Origin of the sequence: Glycomyces sambucus (assembly GCF_900102815.1) — a bacterium.
In the GTDB taxonomy this organism is placed as follows: Bacteria; Actinomycetota; Actinomycetes; order Mycobacteriales; family Micromonosporaceae; genus Glycomyces; species Glycomyces sambucus.
This window is the reverse complement of the sequence record NZ_FNGF01000004.1, coordinates 249,173-265,587: the sequence shown is the minus strand read 5'-3', so window position 1 is coordinate 265,587 and position 16,415 is coordinate 249,173. Positions and strand designations below refer to the sequence as shown.

General features: G+C 75.0%; 18 protein-coding genes. 4 read left to right on the top strand and 14 right to left on the bottom strand.

Annotated elements, in window-relative coordinates; all coding sequences use genetic code 11:
- Positions 1 to 18 precede the first annotated feature (18 nt).
- The 3 genes from BLS99_RS13720 (at position 19) to BLS99_RS13710 (ending at position 3,902) form a co-directional block, all read left to right on the top strand.
- Complete coding sequence (locus BLS99_RS13720) at positions 19 to 798, top strand: MerR family transcriptional regulator (protein WP_091050416.1); 780 nt, start codon at positions 19 to 21, stop codon at positions 796 to 798.
- A gap of 98 nt (positions 799 to 896) precedes the next feature.
- The gene (locus BLS99_RS13715; protein ID WP_091050412.1) at positions 897 to 1,400 is read left to right on the top strand and encodes a hypothetical protein; all 504 of its coding nucleotides are present in this window, start codon (positions 897 to 899) and stop codon (positions 1,398 to 1,400) included.
- Positions 1,401 to 1,490: 90 nt separating this feature from the next.
- Positions 1,491 to 3,902 carry an ATP-binding protein gene (locus BLS99_RS13710; RefSeq protein WP_091050409.1) on the top strand — a complete coding sequence of 804 codons (2,412 nt, stop codon included), beginning with the start codon at positions 1,491 to 1,493 and terminating at the stop codon, positions 3,900 to 3,902.
- A 3-nt stretch (positions 3,903 to 3,905) separates the two neighbouring features.
- Here BLS99_RS13710 and BLS99_RS13705 read toward each other — a convergent pair whose 3' ends face one another.
- The 14 genes from BLS99_RS13705 to BLS99_RS13640 form a co-directional block, all read right to left on the bottom strand.
- Positions 3,906 to 5,126 carry a cytochrome P450 gene (locus tag BLS99_RS13705; RefSeq protein WP_143034794.1) on the bottom strand — a complete coding sequence of 407 codons (1,221 nt, stop codon included), beginning with the start codon at positions 5,124 to 5,126 and terminating at the stop codon, positions 3,906 to 3,908.
- 272 nt (positions 5,127 to 5,398) lie between these two features.
- Entirely contained in the window at positions 5,399 to 6,757 is a 1,359-nt protein-coding gene (locus BLS99_RS13700; RefSeq protein ID WP_091050404.1) for a serine hydrolase, read from the bottom strand.
- Positions 6,754 to 7,584 carry an NAD(P)H-binding protein gene (locus BLS99_RS13695; RefSeq protein ID WP_091050401.1) on the bottom strand — a complete coding sequence of 277 codons (831 nt, stop codon included), beginning with the start codon at positions 7,582 to 7,584 and terminating at the stop codon, positions 6,754 to 6,756. Before BLS99_RS13695 ends, BLS99_RS13700 begins: the two co-directional genes overlap by 4 nt.
- Positions 7,585 to 7,629: 45 nt before the next feature.
- Entirely contained in the window at positions 7,630 to 8,355 is a 726-nt protein-coding gene (locus BLS99_RS13690) for an anti-sigma factor (protein ID WP_091051435.1), read from the bottom strand.
- Complete coding sequence (sigK, locus tag BLS99_RS13685; protein WP_245712248.1) at positions 8,352 to 8,903, bottom strand: ECF RNA polymerase sigma factor SigK; 552 nt, start codon at positions 8,901 to 8,903, stop codon at positions 8,352 to 8,354. Before sigK ends, BLS99_RS13690 begins: the two co-directional genes overlap by 4 nt.
- A gap of 125 nt (positions 8,904 to 9,028) precedes the next feature.
- On the bottom strand, positions 9,029 to 9,403 hold the full coding sequence (locus tag BLS99_RS13680; RefSeq protein WP_091050399.1) for a DUF4267 domain-containing protein: 375 nt from the start codon (positions 9,401 to 9,403) through the stop codon (positions 9,029 to 9,031).
- A gap of 7 nt (positions 9,404 to 9,410) precedes the next feature.
- Complete coding sequence (locus BLS99_RS13675) at positions 9,411 to 10,289, bottom strand: prenyltransferase (RefSeq protein WP_176953354.1); 879 nt, start codon at positions 10,287 to 10,289, stop codon at positions 9,411 to 9,413.
- Positions 10,286 to 10,591: a lycopene cyclase domain-containing protein gene (locus tag BLS99_RS13670; protein WP_091050395.1), complete on the bottom strand. Its 306-nt coding sequence runs from the start codon at positions 10,589 to 10,591 to the stop codon at positions 10,286 to 10,288. Before BLS99_RS13670 ends, BLS99_RS13675 begins: the two co-directional genes overlap by 4 nt.
- A complete protein-coding gene (locus tag BLS99_RS13665) occupies positions 10,588 to 10,902 on the bottom strand; it encodes a lycopene cyclase domain-containing protein (RefSeq protein WP_091050392.1) in 315 nt (104 codons plus the stop codon). The genes BLS99_RS13670 and BLS99_RS13665 overlap by 4 nt, the downstream gene beginning before the upstream one ends.
- A gap of 1 nt (position 10,903) precedes the next feature.
- Entirely contained in the window at positions 10,904 to 12,430 is a 1,527-nt protein-coding gene (gene crtI, locus BLS99_RS13660) for a phytoene desaturase family protein (protein ID WP_091050388.1), read from the bottom strand.
- A complete protein-coding gene (locus tag BLS99_RS13655) occupies positions 12,427 to 13,290 on the bottom strand; it encodes a phytoene/squalene synthase family protein (RefSeq protein WP_091050385.1) in 864 nt (287 codons plus the stop codon). Before BLS99_RS13655 ends, crtI begins: the two co-directional genes overlap by 4 nt.
- The gene (locus BLS99_RS13650) at positions 13,287 to 14,459 is read right to left on the bottom strand and encodes a polyprenyl synthetase family protein (protein WP_218126486.1); all 1,173 of its coding nucleotides are present in this window, start codon (positions 14,457 to 14,459) and stop codon (positions 13,287 to 13,289) included. Before BLS99_RS13650 ends, BLS99_RS13655 begins: the two co-directional genes overlap by 4 nt.
- A complete protein-coding gene (gene idi, locus BLS99_RS13645) occupies positions 14,459 to 14,992 on the bottom strand; it encodes an isopentenyl-diphosphate Delta-isomerase (protein WP_091051424.1) in 534 nt (177 codons plus the stop codon). Before idi ends, BLS99_RS13650 begins: the two co-directional genes overlap by 1 nt.
- Positions 14,993 to 15,144: 152 nt before the next feature.
- Positions 15,145 to 15,708: a TetR/AcrR family transcriptional regulator gene (locus BLS99_RS13640; RefSeq protein ID WP_091050381.1), complete on the bottom strand. Its 564-nt coding sequence runs from the start codon at positions 15,706 to 15,708 to the stop codon at positions 15,145 to 15,147.
- A gap of 153 nt (positions 15,709 to 15,861) precedes the next feature.
- Here BLS99_RS13640 and BLS99_RS13635 point away from each other — a divergent pair, with 153 nt between their 5' ends.
- A complete protein-coding gene (locus BLS99_RS13635) occupies positions 15,862 to 16,404 on the top strand; it encodes a hypothetical protein (protein WP_091050378.1) in 543 nt (180 codons plus the stop codon).
- Positions 16,405 to 16,415: the final 11 nt, after the last annotated feature.

Below are 16,415 nucleotides of genomic sequence, written 5' to 3'. Positions count from 1 at the left end.
GCGAGGCAGGATGGACGCATGCGCAACGGGGTCACGATCGGCCAGGCCGCCGCGTTCGTCCGCGTCACGGTGAAGACCGTGCGGCACTACCACAAGCTCGGCCTGGTCGCCGAGCCCGAACGCGACGGCTCCGGGTACCGCCGCTACGGCTCGGACGACCTCCTGCGGCTCGTCCAGGCCCGCACCCTCGCCGCGGCCGGAGTGCCGCTCGCCGAGGTCGGCCCCCTGCTCGCCGCCGACCCGGAGCGCTTCGGCACCGAACTCGCCGAGGTCCGGCGGCGCCTCGACGAGCGCATCGCCGAGCTGCAGGCCCGCCGCGCCATGCTCGACCGCCTCGCCGAAGGCGACCGCGCCCTCCTGCCCGACCGCGCCGCCGCCCTCCTCGACCGCATGCGCGGCCTCGGCTACACCGAGGCCGAGACCGCCGCCACCAGGGACGGCTGGGTCCTCGCCCGGGCCCTCGTCCCCGACGGCTTCGACGACTACCTCGACCAGTTCGCGCACGCCCTGGACGACCCCCGGCTCATGGCCCTGACCAGGCGCGTCGCCGAGGCCGCCGCATGGGCGCCCGACGACCCCCGCATCGACGCCCTCGCCGACGACGCGGCCGACCTGTACCTCGCCGACCCCGCGCTCCTGAAGACCGTCACCGCCATGCGCGCCCGCACCGACACCGCCGCCCGCTACACGCTCATCGCCCGCCACGGCGACGAGCCGACCCCGGCCATGGCGCGCCTGTCCGCCCGCTTCGAGGCCCGGCTCCGCGCCGCCGGGGTCCGCATCCCCAGTCCCGACTGAACCACGGGTCCCGCCGGTGTCCTGCCGGTCCGCCGCCTCGCCGTTCCGGCCCCGCGCTGGCATCATGGCGGGGACCCGCACCCGACGAGAGGCCGCCCGTGTCCCACGCCGCACCGTTCCCGCCCGCACGCATGCCCGGCCTCACCTCGACGGCCGTGGTGCTGCTGTGGGTGCTGCTCGGCGTCGGCGCCTGCGGGAGCGTGTACCTGCCCGTGAGCGGCTACTTCACGACCGCCTGGGCCGACGACGGCCTGGAGCCCGGGCTCGGCGCGGTCATCGCCGTCTCCAGCGCGGTCCTCCTCGCGCTGACCGTGGCCCGCGGCCTCTTCGCCGTCCGCATCCGGCGCCGCAGCGCCCGCGCCCGGACCGGCGCGATCGCGGCGGAGTCCGTCGGCCTCGCGGTGGCCCTCGCGTCCTGGTTCGTCGCCGGCGCGCTCGCCCCGGTCACCTCGACCACCGACACCGGCGCGGGCCTGGAGACCACGACCTCCTACGGCCCCAACGTCGTCGCCATCGCCTACACCTGCCCGGGGATCATCCTGTCGATCCTCGTCATCGTGTTCCTGTCGACGGCGCCCTCCCGGGGCTGGTGCGACCGCTGAGGCGCCGAACCGGCGGGAAACCGGCGGGACCGCCCCGCCCGGCACTGCAGAACGCGTCCCGAATCGTCACCCTGCTCTAGCATTGCGGGCATGCCTGACCCAGGGCCCGCGGCCCGCATCGATCTCCGGCGGCTCCGCACGCGGGCGATGATGACCCAAGAAGAACTCGCCTTCAAGGCGGGCGTGGGCATCCGCACCATCCGCGACATCGAGTCGGGCCGCACCCGGCCCCAGCCGCGCACCCTGCGCCTCCTCGTCCAGGCCCTCGGCCTCGACGCCGCCGGAGGCGACCCCGTCCTGCCCGCCGCCCCCCGCGAACTGCCCCGCTCGCTCGCGGGGTTCGCCGGCCGCGAGGCCGCGCTGGCCTCCCTGCTCGCCGCCGTCGACGACGGAGTCGAGGTCGTCGCCGTGCACGGCATGGCCGGCGTCGGCAAGACCTCCCTCGCCGTGCGCGCCGCCCACGTCCTCGCCGACCGCTACCCCGACGGGCAGCTCTTCGTGGACCTCCACGGGTTCAGCGACGCCCCGGGCCTGCGCCCCGGCCTCGCCTCGGTGCTCACGCGCGTCGTCCGCAGCCTCGACCCGGGCGGGCGCGCCCGCCCAGAGGACGTGGACGAGCTCGCCGCCGCCTACCGCAGCGCGCTCGCGGGCCGCCGCGTCCTGCTCCTGCTCGACAACGCCGTGGACGCCGCCCAGGTGGAGGCCCTGCTGCCCGGCACGCCCGACGGCCTCGTCATCGCCACCAGCCGCCGCGACCTCTCCGCGCTCCCCGACACCCACTCGGTGCCGCTCGAACCCCCGCCGATGCGCGAGGCGGTCGCGATGCTCGGCCTCGCCGCGGGCGGCCGGTTCACCGCCGCCGAGGCCGTCGCGGTCGCCGAGCGGTGCGGGCGCCTGCCGCTGGCGATGGGCCTGGCCGCCGCCCGCCTCCGCAGCCGTCCCCAGTGGAGGGTCGAGGACCTGCTGGAGCGCCTGGCCGACGAGGACCGGCTGCTCGACGAGCTCGACATGGGCCACCGCGGCGTCGCCGCCGCCCTGCACGCCTCCTCCCGCGAACTCGACCCCGACCACCGGCTCCTGCTGCGCCGCATGGGCATCGCCCCCGGCGACGACGCCGACGCGCACGCCGCGGCCGCCCTCACCGGGACCGGCGAGGAGCGGGCCTCCGCGATGCTCGAAGACCTCGTCGACGTCCACCTCGCCGAGACCCGGTCGCCCGGCCGCTACCGCCTCCACGACCTGGTGCGGCACTTCGCCGCCCGCCTCGCCGAGGCCGAGGAGCCCGCCGCCGAGCGCCGCGCCGCGCTGCTGCGGCTCGTGCACCTCCACCTGCACTTCACCTACCGCGCCGCGGCCCGCCTGCACCCGAACAAGCGCCGCTACCGCGACGGCGCCGCCCTCCACGACCTCGCCCTCCCCGGGTTCGCCGACCAGACCGAGGCCCTGGCGTGGTTCCAGACCGAGCGCGGCAACCTCGCCGCGGCGGTGGCCGCCGCCGCGGCGGCCGGGTTCGACGAGGAGGCGTGGCACCTCGCGACGGCCTTCAACGCGTTCTTCGTCCACGACTCCGACATAGCCCCGCACGCCGAGGTCAACGCCGTCGCCTCCGCCGTCGCCCGCCGCACCGGCGACCGCCGCAAGGAGGCGTACACGCTCGGCGACACCGGCCGCCAGCTCCTCGCCGCCGGGCGCAACAGGGAGGCGGTCGACCGCCTGGAGCGGTCCGTCGCGCTCAAGCGCGAACTCGGCGAGCACGCCGACGCGGCCCTCACCCTCGCCAACATCGGCGTCCTCTACCGGCGCTCGGGGCGCTTCGCCGAGTCCGTCGCCGTCCACGAGGCCGCGCTGGCCCTGGCCGAGCAGGTCGAGGACACTGCGGCCGCCGCGCTCATCCGCACCAACATGGTCGTCCCGCTGCTGCGCCTGGGCCGCCACGACGAGGTCCGCCGCCGCCTCGACGCCGCCGAGGCCCGGCTCGACGCGGGCGACGACCACAACCGCGTCCGCATCGAGTCCTTCCGCGGCGTCCTCGCCCGCGAACTCGGCGACCCGTCCCGCGCCGCGTCCGTTCACCTCGCCGCACTCGAAGCCTATGGCGGCGAAGGGGACACGGCCGACGTCACCGACACGCTCATCGAACTCGGCCAGGACCTCCTGCGCCTGGGCCGGCCCGGCGAGGCCGCCGCCCGCCTCGACCGCGCCGTGCACTGCGCCGTGAAACTCGTCGACCCCTCGCTCGAACGGGCCGCCCGCAACGACCTCGGCCGCGCCCTGGCCGCCTCCGGCCGGATCGCCGAGGCGGTGGCCCAGCACGAGCGCGCCGCCGCCCTCGCGCGCTCCCACGAGGACGCCTACGAACTCGCCCGCGCCCACCACGGCCTCGCCGACGCGCTGGGCGACACCGACGCGGCCCGCCACCACCTGCGCGAAGCCGCCGCAGGCTACACCGCCTGCGGCGTTCCCGAGGCCGGCCCGCTCACTGCCCGAGCGGACCGGCCCTGAGCCTCAGTCCACCCGCACCCGGAACCGCCGCGGCCGCGTGATCGCACTCCATTCGCGCTGCACGGGTCCGGGCCGGGCGGTCACGGTCCGGTCGGCGAGCAGGTCGGCGGCGTTCTCGAGCACGGCGTTCGCGATGTGGACGCCGGTGCACACCCGCGGGCCGGAGCCGTAGGGCACGTACGCGTGCGGATCGTGGACTTCGGCGGCCAGCCACCGCGCCGGGTCGAAGCGGCCCGGATCGGACCGCCACCAGCGCGGGTCGGTGTGGAGCATCAGAGGACTCACGAACACGCTCGTGCCGGCCGGGACGGTCACGTCGCCGAAGTGCGCCTCCTCAACCAGGGTCCGGCTCGTGAGCGAGACCGCCGGGTAGGCCCGCAGGGTCTCCTTGACCACGGCCGCGACCCACGCCGCCCGGTCGGTGCCGGCGGGCCGGGCGAGGTCGTGCGCGGCATGGGCGGTCAGGAGCCAGCCGAGTCCGCTGCCGCCCACGGCGTAGAGGTTGCCCAGGTTGATCGAGAGCGTCTGCGCCGCTTCGAGGTCGCTGAACACCGGCCCGTCCTCGTCCTCGGCGTCGATGAGCAGGTCGAGCATGTCGGCGGGCGCCTCGCCGGGGCGCCGGGCCGCGCGGCGGGTCCTGACGTGGGCGAGCAGCGCCGAGATCCACACGTCGTTGGCGCGCAGGCGCTTGCGGGTCCGCAGGGACATCCAGGGCGGCAGGATGACGGTCGCCGCGCCCTCCTCCAAGAGCAGTTCCGCCGCCGGAATGAGGAGCGAGCGCAGATCGTCTCCCATGTCGTGCACGAAGACCAGGTCGGCCGCGGCGAGCACGGCCCGTTCGCAGTCGGCGAGCCGCAGGGGCCGGCCGGTGTCGAGGAACTCCTGCAAGCGGGCGCGCATGAGCGGCGCCGTGCGTTCGGCGATGTCGCGGCCGAGGCGGTGCCACTGCGCGGTGCGCCTGGCGGCCATCCACCGCTCGACCCGACCGCGGATGAGCGGCTGGCGCTGGAGCCGCGGCGGCGGTTCGGGGGCGTCGACGCGGGTCTCCCGGTTGGTGCGGGCCAGCACCCAGTGCACCCAGGCGGGCCGGGCGACCAGGACGTTCCCCGCGGCGAAGGCGAAGACGTCGCCGTACTCGCCGCGGAGCCGGTTCAGGCTGGCGATCGGGTCGCGGTCGAAGTCGTCGGGCGGCAGGCCCAGCGGCCGCGGCGCCGGGCCCGGCACGGGCGATCGCCGCGAAGGGTCTGCGGTGGTCGCGCGCGTCGTGCCGGCACCGCGGCCGTCGGGTTCCACGCCTATTCCATGTAGTAGAGGCTGTACCAGCTGCGCTTGGCGACCTTGCCGCCGACGACGCGTGCCGCGAATGCCTTTGCGAGACTGCGCATGTTGCCTCCTTGTGTCCGTGCGACGGGACTCCGTCGCTTCCTGTGCTCCAGTCCACCAGCCGATCGCGGTGAAATCGAGGCGGTGGACCGGCGGGACGGCGGCAGGAGGGTTCAGGCGCGGGGAATGGAGCGCCCGCCCAGATGTACGAAGCGGGCGGGAGCGTCTGCCGTGTCGAGGAACTGCGCGTATCTGCCTGTGCCCGTGGCGAACAGGTCGGGGCCGACTTTGCGGAGCGGGATCTCGGCGGTGTCCGGGGGGAGTCCGGCGCGGGCGAGCATGGCCGCGGCGTCGCCGGTGGAGTCGATGACGGCCTTGAGGCCGTCATTGTCCACAGTGACCTCGATGCGCTGGGTTCCGTTGGCGTACACGCCGGTGTAGTGGTCGAGACCGGCCGGGGAGACCGGCTCGGGAGCCGGGCCGGTCAGGGTCGCGCCCGACACCTCCTCGACCAGCGGTTCCACGAGTTCGCGCACGAGCGAGGCGGCGTCGCCGCCGTTGGTCACCAGCGCCACCGCGAACCCGGCCTCGGGGACGACGTGGAGCATCGCGCCGAAGCCGATCGCGCCGCCCGCGTGGCCCACGACGGGCCCGCCCCCCAGGACCTCCCAGCCCAGGCCGACCGCCTTGGGCGCCGAGGGGGCCGCGAGGATCGGGACGCGGGCCTCGCGCATCGCGCGGGCCGAGTCCTCCGAGAGCACCCGCGTGCTGTCAGGAGCGAGGCCGTCGGCGGCGTGCGTCGCGCCGAAGGCCAGGAGCGCCCGCACCGACATCGCCAGCCGGTTCCCCGCGGCCGGGTTCGACTCGGGCATGGTCGCCCAGACCGGTAGCGGCACCCAGCGGTCGCCCTTGGGGACATGGCCGATCGCCGTGCTGAAGGCGAGGGCGTCGTTGGCGTCGAACGCGATCTCGGTGATCCCGAGCGGTTCGGCCAGCCGCTCGCGCAGCACCGCGGCGTACGGCCGCCCCCGCTGCACCTCGATCAGCCTGCCGAGGACCGCCATCCCCGCGCTGCAATAGGAGTAGCGCGCGCCCGGCGCCTCCTGCTGCGGCAGCCGCGGCACCTCGTCCTCCACGAGCCGCTGCAACGCGTCGTCACCGGCGGTCGTCGGCGTCCACAGGTCGCCCTCGAAACCCCCGGTGTGCGTGAGCAGGTGCTCCACGGTGATCCGCGCGCTCGCCTCGGCGTCGGCCGTGCGGAACGCCGGGAGGTGGTCCCGCACCCGGTCGCCGAGGGCCACCAGGCCGTCGTCCACGAGCTGCATGACCAGCGTCGCGGTCCAGACCTTCGTGATCGACTGGATCTGGAACACCGACTCGGCCGTGACCGGGACGCCGGTCCGCGTGTTCACGACCCCGCTCGCGGCCACCGCGGTCGTGCCGCCGGTGGCGACCGCGACCGCCGCGCCCGGCACACGGTGCTTGCGCGCCAGGCGGTCGAGGTCGGCGAGCCGGTCGCGGACCTCGTTCATCGGAAGTCGTCGGCGTGCTCGGCGGCCCACTGCTCGAAGGTCCGCGGCGGGCGGCCGAGCAGATCCTCCACAGTGGAGAACACGGGGGACTCGTCCAGCGAGCCCTCGACGTAGAAGTCGAGGAAGGCGTCCACGAACGGCTGCGGCATGGTCGCCTCCAGCTCCGCGCGCGTCTCCTCGGCGGTCAGCCCCTCGAAGCGGAGCGGCCGGTCCAGCACCTGCGCGAGGACGGCGATCTGCTCGGCCGGGAGCATCGCGCGGGGCCCGGAGATCCGGTGGACGGCGCCCTCGTGCCCCTCGGAGGTCAAGGCCGCCACCGCGACCGCGGCGATGTCGGCCGGGTCGATGCACGCCACGGCGATCTCGCCCCAGGGCGCGCGCACCACGTCGCCCTCGCGCAGCTGCGGGAGCCAGCGGAGCGTGTTCGACATGAACCCGCTGGGCCGGACGACGGTCCACGGCACCCCCGACTCGCGGGCCGCGGCCTCGGTGTCCAGCATCATGGCCGTCACGGCGTTGGTCCCGTCGCCGCTCTCGGCCGAACTGCCGGAGAGCTGCACGACCCGCCGCACGCCCGCGTCCCGGAGCCTGCGGTAGAGGCCGGGCATGTCGGGGAAGCCGGGCAGCAGGAACGCCGCCTCCACGCCGTCGAGCCAGGGGTCGAGCGTCGCGAGTTCGTTGAGGTCGGCCTCGGCCGCCTCGACGTGCGCGACCGGCTTCCACCGGGCCGCGCTCCGCACCAGGGCTCGCACCGGGAGCCCCCGATCCGCAAGGGCCCGAACGACTTCGCCGCCGACGTTGCCGGTGGCTCCAGACACGAGGTACATGCGGGCCATCGTAACGCGAGTCCCGCCCGCACCGCGGGCGTGCGGTCAGGCCGGCAGCGCGAGGTCGGCGATCATCGGCGTGGTCGGCTGGTCCGAACCCCCGGCGGGTTCGCTCGTCAACCCGACCACCTCGGTGTCCCCGAGGCCGTCCAGGAGCATCGTCGCCGAGGAGTCGCCCGGGTCCATCACCCCGGCCGAGACCTGGCCCGCCGCGTCGACCAGCCACACCTGGTACGACCGGTCCTCGCCGATGTCGGCGAGGCCGGAGACCACGACCACGGCGCGGTCGAGCTCGGCGGAGTACACGACGGTGACGCGCCCGCCGCCCTCGGCGTCCTGCACGGCCACGTTCGCGTCCGGCGCCTCCAGGACCGCGGTCATCTGCGAGCCGTCCTCGTCCGGGGCCCGCATGACCTGCCACGTGGCGAAGACGCCCGCGAAGGCCGCGACCACCGCGAGCGCGGCGGCGCCGATCGCGAGCCGCAGCTTCGGGTGCCGCCACCGCGTGCGCCGCGCGGGCCGGGGCCGCCGCGGCGCCGCCGCCGGGTCCTGGCGGGTGCCGCGGGCGCCCGCGAGCACGCGGTCGCGCAGCTCGGGCGGCGGTTCGGCCACGACGGTGTCGGAGAGCCGCGCCACCGCCTCGCGCAGCTCCGCGGCTTCGCGGGCGCACGACTCGCATTGCAGCACATGGGCTTCGATGCGGCGCCGCTCGTCGTCCTCGACCGCGTCGAGGACCCAGGCGCCGATGAGGGCGTGGACGTCGTCGCTCACCGGGACGCCTCCAGGCAGTCGCGCAGCTTCACGAGCCCGTCCCGGATGCGGGACTTGACCGTGGGCACGGCGGCGTCGAGGAGCCCCGCGACCTGCTGGTACGTGTACCCGCCGTAGTACGCGAGCGTGACCGCCCGGTGCTGGAGCTCGGTGAGGGCCTTGAGGCACCGGCGCACCTGCCGGTGCTCGATGCGCCGGGCCGCCGCGTCGGCGACGGGGTCCATCGTGAAGTCCGCCTCGGCCGCCGCGCGCCGCTCGCGGTCGCCCGCCGCCTGGGAGGACCGCACCCGGTCCACGGCCCGCCGGTGGGCGATCGTGGTGATCCACGCGAGCGCGGACCCGCGCTGCGCGTCGAAGCGCGCCGCGGTGCGCCACACCTCGATGAGCACTTCCTGCGCCACTTCCTCGGCCTGGGCCCGGTCGCGGAGGACGCGCAGGCAGATGCCGTACGCGCGCGGCGCCATGAGGTCGTAGAGCTCGGCGAACGCCTCGTCCTCGCCCTGGCCGGCGCGCAGCAGCAGCGACTCGGCGGAGACGGTGTCAACCACGGCGCTCACCCCGGTCCGGCGCGCGGTGCGCGGTCTCGGTGCGTGCGTCCACTGGTGGCTCCATCTCAGACGGGGAAGCCACCAGCCTATAGAACCGCCCGCCCCGCCCGGTGCGGCGGCGCCGGTCAAAGCGCCACCAGGACCGCTCCGACGGCGGCGGTGGCCGCGAACCCGGCCAGGTGCGGGAGGTACGCGCTGCCGTCGCGCACGCCGTGCCGGGCCACGGTCACCATGTCCCCGAACGGGATGAGCGCCAGCGCGAACAGCACCACGCCCGTCACCGCCGGAGTCGACGTGGACGCCACGACGAGCACCGCCGCCCCCGCGGCCACGTCCCGCCAGGCCGCCGCCGCGGCCCACGAGCGGGTCCCGGGCGTGTCGGCGGGGACGCCGTAGGCGCGGGCGGCGAACTCCGGCGCGAGCACGCCCGTGACGCCCAGCAGCGCGAATCCGGCGCCGAGCGCCGCCGCGGCCCACATGGTCAGCGTCGTGAGGTCCATGCGCCCATCATCCCCGGGCCGCGACGATGAGGATCAGGGTGACCGCGAACCCGGCGACCTGGTTGAGCCACAGGAACCGCCGCCATCCCGCGGTCGACTCCCCGGCCCGCGCGTCGGGCACCGACCGGTACGGCCAGGCCGAGGCGATGTACATGAGCACCAGCGGCGCGGCCAGCGGTCCCGGCCAGGCGGTGAACAGCACCGCGACCCCGGCCGCGGCGTAGCAGGCGATCGCGAACCGGACGGTGGCCGCCGCGCCCCACCAGGTCGCGATCGAGGCGATCCCGGCCTCCCGGTCCGAGGCCACGTCCTGCACGGCCCCGAACGCGTGCGAGGCGATCCCCCAGAGCCCGAACGCGACGAACACGGCCGTCACCGAGGCGGTCCACGGCGCGTCGGCCAGCACGATCGCGTAGGCCGCGGGGGACCAGAAGTGGATGCTGGAGGTGAGCGAGTCGGCGAGCGGGATCTCCTTGAGCCGCAGCGGGGGCGCGGAGTAGAAGACCACGAACAGCATCGAGGCCGCGAGGACCGTGTTCGCCGCGAGCGAGCCGATCGCGAACAGGTAGCCCAGGAACGGCACGCACACCGCCGCCGCGGCCACGAGGGTCGCGCGGTGGAGCCCGCGGTCGAGCACGGCCCCGTGCGCGCCGCCCTTGCGCGGGCTGCGCAGGTCCGACTCGTAGTCGAAGACGTCGTTGACGCCGTACATCGCGAGGTTGTACGGCACCAGGAAGAACAGGGTGCCCACGATGAAGGCGAGGTCCACCGTCCCGGCCGTCATGAGCCACGCGGCCGCGAACGGGTAGGCGGTGTTGATCCAGCTCACCGGCCGCGAGGAGACGAGGAGCTGCGTCGCGGTGGTGCGGGCGGTCAGGACGGTCATGCGCGGCGCCGTTCGGGTAGGAGGACGAGGACGGCCGGCACCGCGAACGCGGCGCACAGCGGGTAGGCGAAGTCCTCGATCGGCGCGCGGCCGACCTTGACTCCGATGAGGTGCGCTTCGGGGTAGGTGAACAGGCCCGCGGCGATCATGGCGTTGTCGAACACCGCGGTGAGCGCGAGGAGGACCACGGCGGCGGCGGCAGAGGCCGCCATGCGCCGCTTGAAGTGCGGCCTGCGGGCGCTCAGGGCGGTCACCACCGCGGTGGCGGCCAGGAACGGGAGGCAGATGAGCGCGTACGTCATCGCGACTCCGTGAAGGACATCGCCGCTTCCCACGAGACCACCGCGAGGTAGCACAGGAACGCCAGGAACACCGGTTCCTCGACCGGCAGGTGCGGGGCCAGGTCGAGGCCCAGCAGCAGGTCGGAGCCGCCCTTGACGAACACGCCGGTGGCGATCCCGACCGCGTCCCACACCAGGAAGAACGCGGTCCCGACCGCCACGGCGATCCAGGTGCGGCGCGGGTTCCGGAAGGCCGCCAGGCGGAACCGCCGATCGAGGGCCGCCACGCCGGCCGCGCTGAGGAGGATCGCGAGGAGGTAGAGGCCGGGCACGTCAGTCCGCTCCGGGTTCGGGGAGCGGGCCGGGGGAGCGGTCGCCGCGCAGGCGCTTGAGCACGAGTTCGGCCGAGATGAGGCACATCGGCAGTCCGATGCCCGGCAGTGTCGAGGCCCCGGCGTACATGAGCCCCTTCACTTTCCGGGAGGCGTTCCCGGGCCGGAAGAACGCGCTCTGGCGCAGCGTGTGCTCCAGGCCGAGCGCGTTGCCGCGCCACGCGTTGAGGTCGGCGGCGAAGTCGCCGGGGGCCACGGTGCGGCGTACGGTGATCCGCTCGGCCAGGTCGGGCACCTCGCACCAGCGTGCGATCTGCGCGACGACCCGGTCGGCGGCGGCCTCCACGGGCAGGTCCCCGCCCCGGCCGATGCCGGGGTCGGCGGGGACCGGCACGAGGACGAACAGGTTCTCGTGGCCCGGCGGCGCGGCGGTCGGGTCGGTGGCGGAGGGCCGGCACACGTAGATCGAGGCGGGGTTCGGGATCTTCGGGCGCCGCCCGAAGATCGCGTCGAAGTTCGCCTTCCAGTCGCGGGCGAACAGCAGGTTGTGGTGCGCGAGCTGCGGCAGCTCCCCTTCGACGCCGAGCATGAGCAGCAGCGCCCCGGGGCTGGGCGTGCGACGCCGCCACCACGACTCGGGGTAGGTCCGCTCGCCCTCGCCCAGCAGCGCGGTCTCGGTGTGGTGCAGGTCGGCGGTGGAGACGACGAGGTCGGCGTCCCGTTCGGTGCCGTCCGCGAGCCGCACGCCGCGGGCCCGCCCGCCGCCGGTGAGGATGCGCGCGACGGCCGCGCCGGTCTCGATCTTGGCGCCCGCCGCGGCGGCGAGCCGTTCGACGGCGGCGATGACGCTGGTGAAGCCGCCCATCGGGTAGAGCACGCCGTCGGCGAGGTCGAGGTGGCTCATGAGGTGGTACAGGCTCGGCGCCCGGTAGGGCGAGCTGCCGAGGAACACCGCCGGGTAGCCGAGGATCTGCCGCAGCCGCCGGTCGCTGAAGCGCCGCTCCACATGCGCCGCGAGCGATCGCGTCAGCAGCGGCAGGAGCTGCGGCAGGCGCCGCAGCAGCGCGGGGTCGCGGAGCCCTGCGCTCGACTCGTACGTGTCGTACAGGAACCGCCCCACGGCCAGGTCGTACGCCTCCCGTGCGGAGTCCAGATAGGACCCCAGGCGCGGGCCCGCGCCGGTCTCGATCCGCTCGAACAGCGCCGTGGCCGTCTCGCGGCCGGTGACCACGTCGATCGGCGCGGCCCCGGGCGGCTGGAAGTGCGCCCGGAACGCGGGGGCGAGCCGCACGAGTTCGAGTTCCCTCGTGGCCGTGGTGTCCATGAGCCGGAACCAGTGCTCGAACACTTCGGGCATCAGGTACCAGCTCGGCCCGGTGTCGAACCGGAAGCCACCGTGCTCCCACGACCCGGCCCGGCCCCCGGTGGCGCTCCGCGCCTCCAGGACCGTGACGTCGTACCCTTCCCTGGCGAGCAGCCCGGCGGTCGCGAGCCCCGAGATCCCGCCGCCGACGACGATCGCCTTCACGCCGCACCGCCCCGCTGGACCGGCACGAGCGAGGCCCGCGCGGCGATGACCGCCTTGCGCCAGTTGGAGATCCGCACGCGGCTGCCGGTGTCCTCCTCGCGCAGGCGCCGCGAGAGCGCCGCGAACAGGCCGTGCGCGGTGGCGACGGCCCGGCGGCAGTCCTTGGGCAGCAACGGGATGCACGCCTTGGCCGCGAGCAGGTCGCGGTCGATCCGGTCGAGCACGCTCGCCTTCGCCTCGGCGGAGTCGCCCACGCCGAGGTAGTCGCGCCCGAGGCTGGTGCGGTCGTGGTCGGCGTCGCGCAGGAAGTTGATCTCCTGGAACGCCGAACCGAGGCGCCGCGCGCCCTCGCGGATGAGCGGGTCGGCCGGGTCGGTGCCCGGCCGCTCGGCGTTGACGAACACCTGGAGGCACATGAGGCCCACCACCTCCGCCGAGCCGTACACGTACTGCGTGCGCGAGCGCTCGTCGTGGTCGGTGACGTCCAGATCGGACCGCATCGACGCGAAGAACGGCCGCACCAGGTCGGCCCCGATGCCGCACTCGCGCGCGGTGAGCGCGAAGGCGTGCACCACGAGGTTGGCGCTGAAGCCCTCGTCGATCGCGAGCAGCGTGTGCCGCTCCAGGTCGTCGAGGGCGTAGCGGGTGGCGGCCGCGTCGAGCCCGGCCTCCGCGGCGGGGCCGTCCACGATCTCGTCGGCCACGCGCACGAGCGCGTACACGTCCCTCACGTGGTCGCGCACCCGCGGCCCGAGGATGCGGCACGCGAGCCCGAAGGAGGTGGAGTACCCGGCGATGACCTCGGCGGCGGCGCGCCGGGCGGTGCGGTGGTACAGGGCGAGCCCTTGGTCGTCGTTCACGGGACGCGCTCCTCGATGACGTCGGTGAGGTCCCCGAGCATGCGCCGGGCGGCTTCGGGGATGGGGGCGCGGGACCACCGGTCGCGCGCGGCGGCCAGGGTCTCGTCGATCAGGGCGCTGACGCGCTTGCGGGCCCCGCAGGCGTCCAGGGCCGCCTGGGCGGCGTGCACGCCTTCGGTCCCGCTGCGCGCCATGGCGAGCACGGGTTCCACTTCGGACCATTCGTCGCTGCGGCGGGCGAGGGCGATGAGCGCGGTGTGCTTGCCTTCGCGCAGGTCGGCGCCGGGGGAGCGGCCCGCCTGCCCGGCGGTGCCGAACGCGCCGATGAGGTCGTCGGCGAGCTGGAACGCCAGCCCGAGCGAGCGCCCGGCCGCGCCGAGCGCCGCCACGGCGTCGTCGGGGGCGCCCGCGATGAGCGCCCCGGCCTGGAGCGGCGCGCTGATGGAGTAGACGGCGGTCTTGTCGCGGGCGGTGGCGAGCACCGCCTCGGGGCTGGGCGGGGTCGGGAGGGTCGCGTACTCGACGTCGGCGAGTTCGCCTGCGGCCGAGACGAGGATGACGTCGTCGAGCAGGTCGAGGAGCCTGCGGTGCGGGTCGGCGGGGAGGCGGGCGCCCGCGATGAGGCGGGTGGCCTCGTAGAGGAGCACGTCGCCGGTGAGGATCGAGGCGGCGTCGCCGAACCGCGCGGCCCGCCCGTAGGAGGCCCCGGCGGCGCGGGCCCCGGCGCGGAACACCCCGGAGACGTTGGGCTTGCCGCGCCGCTCCACGTCGCCGTCGATGACGTCGTCGTGGATCACGAACGCGGTGTGCAGCAGTTCGAACCCGGCGGCCACGTCGGCCACCGCGTCGTTCGGCGCCCCGCCCCCGAAGGCGAGGTGCGAGCTGGCGACCAGGCGCGGGCGGAACCGCTTCCCGCCGGTCGCGGCGTCGCGCGCCGCGTCGGCGATGACGGCGGCCCGGGGCCCGCGGTCGCGCCCCTTGTCGGCGAGGCGGCGGAGCGCGCGGTCGACCATGTCGTCCACGCCGCGGTCGGCGTCGAAGACGGCGCGGGCGCGCGCGCCGGCGGCGGCCCCGGCGCCCGGACCGGGCTCGGAGCCGGCGTGCGCGCCGACCCGGGCGTCCCTGTCGGTGTCGGTGCCGGTGTCGGAGTCGTTGTGCGGCAGGCCCATCAGGGATCACCGCCCGGTCGCAGCAGGTCCAGGCGCGGGGCCTGGAGGACCAGCCACGGGCTGAACGCCCACGGCGCCGCGGCGATGGCGGCGGCCAGGTCCTGCGGCTCGACCCACGCGGTGTCCATGACCTCGTCGGGGTTCGGGCGCACCTCGCCGTCCGCGGTCGCGGTGTAGACGGGGCAGACCTCGTTCTCCACGATCCCGGCGGCGTCCACGGCCCGGTACCGGAAATCGGGGATCGCGGGTGCGACGGCCGCCACCCGGAAGCCCAGTTCGCGCGCGGCGTGCCGCTCGATGGCCTGCGCGAAGTCCTCGCCGGGGGCGGGGTGGCCGCAGAACGCGTTGGTCCACACGCCCGGCCACGCCCGCTTGGCGAGCGAGCGGCGGGTGACCAGGAGCCGTCCGTCCGTTCCGGACACGTGGCACGAGAACGCGAGGTGCAGCGGCGTCTCGCCGGTGTGCACCTCGGCCTTCGGTGCGGTCCCGATCGCGCTCCCGGTCTCGTCCAGGAGGATCACGTCGTCTCCCATGCCGGCCGGCCTCCCCTCGCCCGCGGTGCCGATGCGGTCCCGTCCATGGCTCACGCCCTCTCCTCGCCGATTCTTGAGCACGCATTCGGAGCGGTCAGGGGTTTGGATGGGTCGGCGGGGAGATTTTTTTCGAGAGGGTGCGCGGGCCGGTCCTAGAGGCCGACGACGGCCTTGGCGCTGCGGAGGAACGAGGCGGCGATGGCGGCGGGTTCGTCCAGGTAGCCGCCGACCATGGCGCCGTCGCGGATGAGCATGAGGTCGTCGCCGGCGCTCGCGGGGTCGGCGAGGCCGAGCGGGGCGAGGAGCCGTTCGAACGCGGTCCGGTACCAGTGCCGGTGCGCGTCCACGGTCCGGCGGACCGCGCTGTCGGCGTCGGGGTACTCGGCGGCGGCGTTGATGAACGGGCAGCCGCGGAAGCCGGGGGTGCAGGCGAGCCCGCCGACGGCCTCGGCGATGAGGCCGAGTGTGGCGGCCACGTCGCCGCCCCCGTGGGCGATGGCGGCGTCGACCCCGTCGCGTTCGAGCGTCGCGCGCACTTCGAGGTAGGCGACGATGAGGTCGTCCTTGCTCTTGAAGTGCCGGTAGAAGGTGACCTTCGTGGTCCGGGCCTTCTCGATGACCTTGTCGACGCTCACTGCCCGCAGGCCGCGGGCGTAGAACAATTCGGCCGCGGCTTCGAGCAGGCGTTCGCGCATCGGATTGTTCACGGTGGCCATGCTACGTCCCTCCCGCACCGCGCTTGCGGATCGTCCGGTGGTGGTCTATGCTCGCCTTAGGTAGAGTTACTAGTCATTCTACCTCGCACGGCCGGGCCGCATCCACGGCCCACGCCCACCGCGCACCGCACGCCACCACGAAAGAAGGCCACCGTGACCACCGCCGCCGCACCCGCCGCCCTCCGCCGGCTCTACTTCGTCCGCTTCGGCTTCGCCCTCGTCTGGGCCGCCGCGCTCGCCCTGACCGCCTCCTCGCTGGGGCCGGTCAGCATCGCCCTGCTCGTGCTCTACCCGCTGTTCGACGCGGCCGCCGCCGTGGTCGACTTCCGCACCTCCGACCCCGAGGCCCCGCGCGCCCTGCTCGGCGTCAACCTCACCCTGAGCCTCGCCACCGCCGCGGGCCTCGCCTTCGCCGTCGCCTCCGGCATCCCGGCCGCGCTCGTGACCTGGGGTGCGTGGGCGATCGCCGCCGGCGTCGTCCAGCTCGTCGTCGCGATCCGCCGCTACCGCCTCGGCGGGCAGTGGGCGATGATCCTCTCTGGCGGGCTCTCCACGTTCGCGGGCACCGGATTCATCCTCATGTCCTCCGGCGACAACGCGTCCCTGAGCGCCCTCGCCGGATACGCCACGGTCGGCGGGATCTTCTTCCTGGTCTCGGCCATCCGCCTCGGCTCCAGAGTGAAGGCCGCCGCCTGATCGGGTGAGCG